Origin of the sequence: uncultured Fretibacterium sp., from assembly GCF_938040765.1 — a bacterium.
GTDB lineage: Bacteria > Synergistota > Synergistia > Synergistales > Aminobacteriaceae > CAJPSE01.
This window is the reverse complement of sequence record NZ_CALIAA010000005.1, coordinates 1-5,488: the sequence shown is the minus strand read 5'-3', so window position 1 is coordinate 5,488 and position 5,488 is coordinate 1. Positions and strand designations below refer to the sequence as shown.

At 62.2% G+C, this 5,488-nt stretch carries 4 protein-coding genes; all 4 read left to right on the top strand.

The features are described 5' to 3' along the window. The first annotated feature begins 108 nt into the window (after positions 1-108). The gene (locus Q0176_RS00115) at positions 109-2,190 is read left to right on the top strand and encodes a tetratricopeptide repeat protein (RefSeq protein ID WP_299297820.1); all 2,082 of its coding nucleotides are present in this window, start codon (positions 109-111) and stop codon (positions 2,188-2,190) included. A 17-nt stretch (positions 2,191-2,207) separates the two neighbouring features. Continuing rightward, positions 2,208-3,287, top strand: coding sequence for a tRNA lysidine(34) synthetase TilS (tilS, locus tag Q0176_RS00110; RefSeq protein ID WP_299297818.1), 1,080 nt, complete (start codon positions 2,208-2,210; stop codon positions 3,285-3,287). A gap of 40 nt (positions 3,288-3,327) precedes the next feature. Then, positions 3,328-3,876 (top strand): hypoxanthine phosphoribosyltransferase, encoded by a 549-nt coding sequence (hpt, locus tag Q0176_RS00105; RefSeq protein WP_314718948.1) that lies wholly within the window; start codon positions 3,328-3,330, stop codon positions 3,874-3,876. 348 nt (positions 3,877-4,224) lie between these two features. After that, on the top strand, positions 4,225-5,488 hold a 1,264-nt coding region (locus Q0176_RS00100), incomplete at its 3' end, for an ATP-dependent metallopeptidase FtsH/Yme1/Tma family protein (RefSeq protein WP_299297816.1).

Here is a 5,488-nt window from a genome sequence, read left to right as displayed (position 1 = left end):
CCGACAGGAGGCGCACGATAAGAGGCGTCCGAATAAGAGGTGCCCTAATAGGAGGCGGGCACGTTTCGGCAAGCCCGCCAATTTTTTGTATTTCGTTAAGGAGAATCCATGCTGAAAAAAATTTTTGCTTCGGGAGCGCGTACCTTCCTGAGTCTCGTCGTTTTCTTCTGCCTGGTCGGTCTCCTCTCCCCAGCCTCGGCTGCGGAGAGCAAACTCTACGATCTCTTCTGGCGGCGTTCCTGGGCCGCAATGGACGAGGCCTATGCCTCGAAGCGGGACAAATCCCCCCGGGATCACGCCTTGATGGTCAACGCCCTGCGCCTCCGCGGCAAATGGCCCGAGGCGGTCTCGATCTTGGAGGCACAGGGGAATGCCTTTCCCCAGGGGATCCGTCCCTATGCCGATATGACCCTCCTGTTGGGCTACGAGAGGGTGGGGCGGACCGAGGAGGCCCTGAGCCTGTCGGAACGGCTTTGGAAATCCGCCCCGAGGGAGCTGAAATATTACATCGCCGCGGCCCAGCATCGCCTGCTGAAGGATGGGGAACCCCAGAAAATTCAGACGGCCCTGGAACGAATGCTCCAGACCGCCGATACGAAAGAACGCAGAATTTATGCCCTCTCCCGCCTCATTCGCCTTCCGGGCCAGCCGAAGGACCGAACCGCTCAGGCCTTGAGCCTCCTCAGGCTGCAGGCCGGCAACAAGGCGGCGGCCGAGGTACTGGCAGGCCATAAGAAGCCGTGGCCGCAGTCCGTTCGGGTAGCCTTGGGCGTCTATGCCCATCTGGTCAAGGACGACAGGACGGCGGTCGAGCGGTTGGCCCCCGTACCCGTCGGCTCCGCGGAGGGGCGGAAGGCAGCGTATCATCGGGCCTGGTCGCTCTTTCGGATGAAGCGCAGCGCGGAGGCGCTGAGCCTGTGGGGGGCGCTGGCCCTGAACGGGAACGCCTACGCGGAGGCGTCCGTTCGGCGCATCGGGGTCCTTGCGCGGAGCGATAAGGAGGCCGCCGCCGGGGTGTTGGAGCGCATCGTCGAGAAGCGCAAGGGCAAGGTCCAGGCGCGTGCGCTTCTAATCTTGAGCGGCCTCGTCGGCGACAAGCGGAGGACGGAGCTGGAGGACCGGCTGATCGTGGGGTATCCCGATACGGCCTATGCCTTCGACGTCCTCTGGCGGCGCGGCTGGGCGAGCCTGGACGGGAGACGACCGGATGAGGCCGTGCGCCTCTGGAAGCAGGCCTATGCCCCAGGGGTGGATGGGGCTCGGAAGGCGCGCATCCTCTATTGGATCGCGCACGCGCAGAGGGCGGCGGGCAAATCGGCCGAGTCGGAGAGAACCCTGGATGCCCTCGCACGAGACCATCCCCTTTCCCTGTATACTTTCCTGGCGCGCCCCGGCACGATCAGGCTGCTGGACGGGGAGAATCCGTCGCTTGCCTCGAAACCCGGCGAACTGGAGCTGTGGGGGTTCGTCCTCTACGCCCGGCTGAAGCTTCAGGCTCAGGGTGCCTCGGCCCGGGACCTTTACCGCGCCCTGAAACTGGCCCGCTGGCTTGGGTTCGAGGACGTCTACGACCAGGCGCGTCGTTTGACCGGGCTGATGACCTTGGGCACGACCCTTTACCGGTCCGATCTCGAGGCGCTCTATCCCCGGCCCTTCCGGGCTCAGGTGGAGGATGCCTGCAAAACCTATGGAGTCGAGGATCACTTCGTCTGGGCCGTCATGCGGCAGGAGAGTGCTTTCAAGCCCAGGGCCACGAGTCATGTCGGCGCGTCCGGGCTCATGCAGCTCATGCCGGGCACTGCCAAAGGCGAGGCCAAGCGGATGGGGCTGAAGAAATACAACATCTACAATATAAAGGACAATATCTCTATGGGGACCTCTCACCTGTCCTGGCTCGGCAGGTCCTTCGCGCGGGAGGACTGGATCATGGCCGCCTACAACGCGGGGTCGGGCAACGCCCGCAAATGGCTCGGGGACGGCCGGGATGCCCTGGAGCCCGACCGGTGGATCGAGGAGGTCCGTTTCAACGAGACCTGCGATTACGTCCAGAAGGTCTCGGGCAATCTGGCCGTTTATCGTATGCTCTACGGTGGGGCGGAGGCCGCTAAGGAAGGAAAATCGGCGTCGCCATCCCCGGAAGATGCGGAGGAGGAGCTTCCCCTCGAGGACGGCACGGAGGTCGTGAACTGAAAGGGAACGAACGGTCGATGGAGTCCTTCTATCGGGCGGCTTTGGATCGTCTGGCCCCCGGGGAGAGGCTTCGGGAACGCAGCCGGGATATTCCGTACACCCTTTCGCTGCATGCTCTGGCGCGTTTTTTTTTCGAGACGGGAGGGCGCCAGGGATGGCTCCCCGTCAGGGGGACCATCCTGGCAGCCGTCTCGGGGGGTGGGGATTCCCTGGCGCTCCTGTGGCTTTTTCGAGCGCTTTACGGAGGGCCCGTCCTGGCCGTACATGTGAATCACGGCATTCGAGGCGCGGAGTCCGATGCGGATGCGTCCTTCGTGCGGCGGATGGCCGCGGCTTGGGATGTCGGCTTTCGCGAGGTCCGTATCGATGTGCCCCGAGGAAGGGTGCGGGGGGAGTCGCTCGAGGCCGCCGCCAGGAGAATGCGGTATGAGGGCCTGACCCGTGCAGCGGAGGACTGCGGCGCCGTGGGGATCGCCCTGGGGCACAATCGGGACGATGTGGCGGAGACGGTGCTCTTCAACCTCATCCGTGGTACGGGGGTCCGTGGGTGTGTGGGGATGCCCGAGAGGCGGGGCCTTTTTTTTCGGCCGCTCCTTTCCCTGAGGAGGGGATTTTTGAGGGATATCCTGCGTTGCCGCGGGATCCCCTGGCGCGAGGACAGCTCGAACGAGGACCTGAGGCACACGCGCAACTTCCTTCGGCGGTCGCTTCTGCCCCTGGCGGTGGAGCGGGTGAACGCAGGGGCCGTCGAGCATCTGGCGGCGTTTGCCGAGGAGATGCGCGGGTATCGGGAGGAGGAGGAGCGGCGCGGCGCCGAACTGGCCGAGTCCTTGGGGGTAGGGCGTTTTGCTTTGCCGGTCGAGATGGGGCGTGAGGCCCTCGCCGGATTGTCCCTCCGGGATCGGGCCCTTCTGATTCGTGAGCTGGCGCGCCGTTTGAAGTTGCCCGTCCTGTCCCGGGCGCGCTGTCTGGAGCTTGCCCGTCTGCTGGATGGCAGGAAGGGCTTCCGGTTCTTTTGGGGAGGGGGCGTGACGGTCAGAGGCGGTTCCTCCCTTGTCTCTTGGGAGCGGCAGCCTGATGGGGCGGTCCCTTTTTGAGCCTTTCGCCCTTTTTCATGGTTTCGAGGAGGTTGGGGTTGTGGTGGAGCAGGAATACAGGATCGACAAGGTTTTGTTTTCGCGCGGGGAGATCGCGGAGCGCATCTCCGATTTGGCCGGCCGGATTGCGGCGGACATGCGGGGCAGGGAGCTTCTGGTGGTGGGGATCCTCAACGGAGCCGTATTTTTCCTGACCGATCTCGTGCGGAGGATGCCCGAGGATCTGGACGTCCGCGTCGATTTCATGTCCGTCTCATCCTATGAAAACGCGACGAAGAGCAGCGGCGTCGTGCGCATCCTGCGGGACATCGGGAGCAGTATCGAGGACAGGCACGTCCTTATCGTCGAGGACATCATCGACACGGGATACACCCTCTCCTACCTGCTGGAGCTCCTCCACGCCCGTAAACCCGCAAGCCTCAAGACCTGCGTGTTGCTGGACAAAAGCGCACGGCGCGAGGTGGCGGTTCATGTGGACTACTGCGGCTTCTCCATGCCCGATGCCTTCGTCGTGGGGTATGGGCTGGATTACGCGGGACGGTGGCGGCACCTCCCGGATATCCACTCGGTCAGTGCCGTCGGTTCCTGAGACCTTTCCATGGCACAAGATCCTTAAGAAAGCGCTGATTTAATCCATGCCCCCCATGTTAAATTTTTAGGGAAGCGCTGGAGATTTTTGCCTATAGATGTTTTGCATATTTAATCCTGGCAAAATATGCGTTTTTGTTTTAATCGGCGCTTCCTTGATTCCTTGCGGGGTTTCTCGTTTTATTTGTCCCCGGCCTGGTGTTAGAATTATAAAGTTGGCGTATATCCGTCGTCTATTTCTCTTGAGGGGCGAACGGAACTTTTATCTTGCGCCAAAAGGGCTTGTTGCATTCTTTTATCTCATTCTCCGCCCCCCGGGGCGGGGTATATTCGGAGAGGTGGCGATGTCTTGGGGCGGATAGTCAAGAACCTGGGCCTTTATCTGATCCTCATTCTTCTGGTGGTAAGTGTGGTCAACATGTTCCTCACGCCGGAGCAGGCTCAGAAGCCGTACAGCGAGGTCAGCTACAGTTCGTTTTTATCCGAGATGGAAGGGGGGCGCGTCAGCAATCTGCAGATTCGCAACAACACCCTTCCGGGGGAGTCCAGCTCCGCGGTGCTGCGGGGAGAGCTCAAGGATGGGACCCGCTTTCTGACCTACGCGGTCGATGTCTCCGGCCTGGCGGAAGAAGCCGCGAAGAAGGGGGCGGTCGTCACCGTCGAGGCGCCGCAAAAGACGTCGTGGTGGGTGACGATGCTCTCCTCCCTCTTTCCGACCCTTCTGCTGATCGGTGTGTGGATATTCTTCCTCTACAACATGCAGGGCGGAGGCGGCAAGGTGATGTCCTTCGCCAAGAGCAAGGCAAAGCTTTTTCTGGACAACCGCCCCAAGGTGACGTTCAACGATGTTGCGGGCTGCGACGAGTCCAAGGAGGAACTGCAGGAGGTCATCCATTTCCTGAAGGACCCCGCGAAGTTCACCCGGCTGGGTGCCAAGGTCCCGCGCGGTGTTCTGCTTCTGGGCCCTCCCGGCACGGGCAAGACCTCCAAAGGCCTGATGAGCCTGCTGCGCGAAGAGTTGGCCGAACCCACAGCGCAAGTACTGCTCGGCGCCTTCACCAATCGCGCGGTCGATGAGATTTGTGGCAAATTGGTGCAGGCCGGCATCGATTTTGTGCGCGTGGGCAACGAGATGAACTGCGACCCGCGCTATCGCGACTATCTGCTCGATGCCAAGACCCGAGCACTCAAACAACTCGACGAGGTGAAACAACTGGTGCAAAACGTGCGCGTGGTGGTGGGCACCACCCTCTCGTTGAGTTCGGCCGTCACGAAGATGACCGGCAAGCACTTTTCGCTGGCCGTCATCGACGAAGCCTCCCAACTCCTCGAGCCGCACCTCTTGCCGCTCATCATGGCGCACACCGACGGGCGGCCGCTCATCGATCGTTTCGTTCTGATCGGCGACCACCGCCAACTGCCGGCCGTCGTGCAGCAACCGGCCGCCGAAAGCCTCGTCACCGAACCCGAACTGCGCGCAATGGGCGTAACGGATTGTCGGCGCTCGTTTTTCGAACGCTTCATCGAGCGCATCCCCGAGCCATGTCGCCACGACATCACGCGCCAAGGGCGCATGCACCCCGAGGCGGCCGATTTCCCCAGCCGACATTTCT

What these genes read in the sequence shown, in the direction of transcription:
- Q0176_RS00115 (WP_299297820.1), top strand. Translation starts at nt 109, where the DNA reads ATGCTGAAAAAAATTTTTGCTTCGGGAGCGCGTACCTTCCTGAGTCTC.
- tilS (WP_299297818.1), top strand. Translation starts at nt 2,208, where the DNA reads ATGGAGTCCTTCTATCGGGCGGCTTTGGATCGTCTGGCCCCCGGGGAG.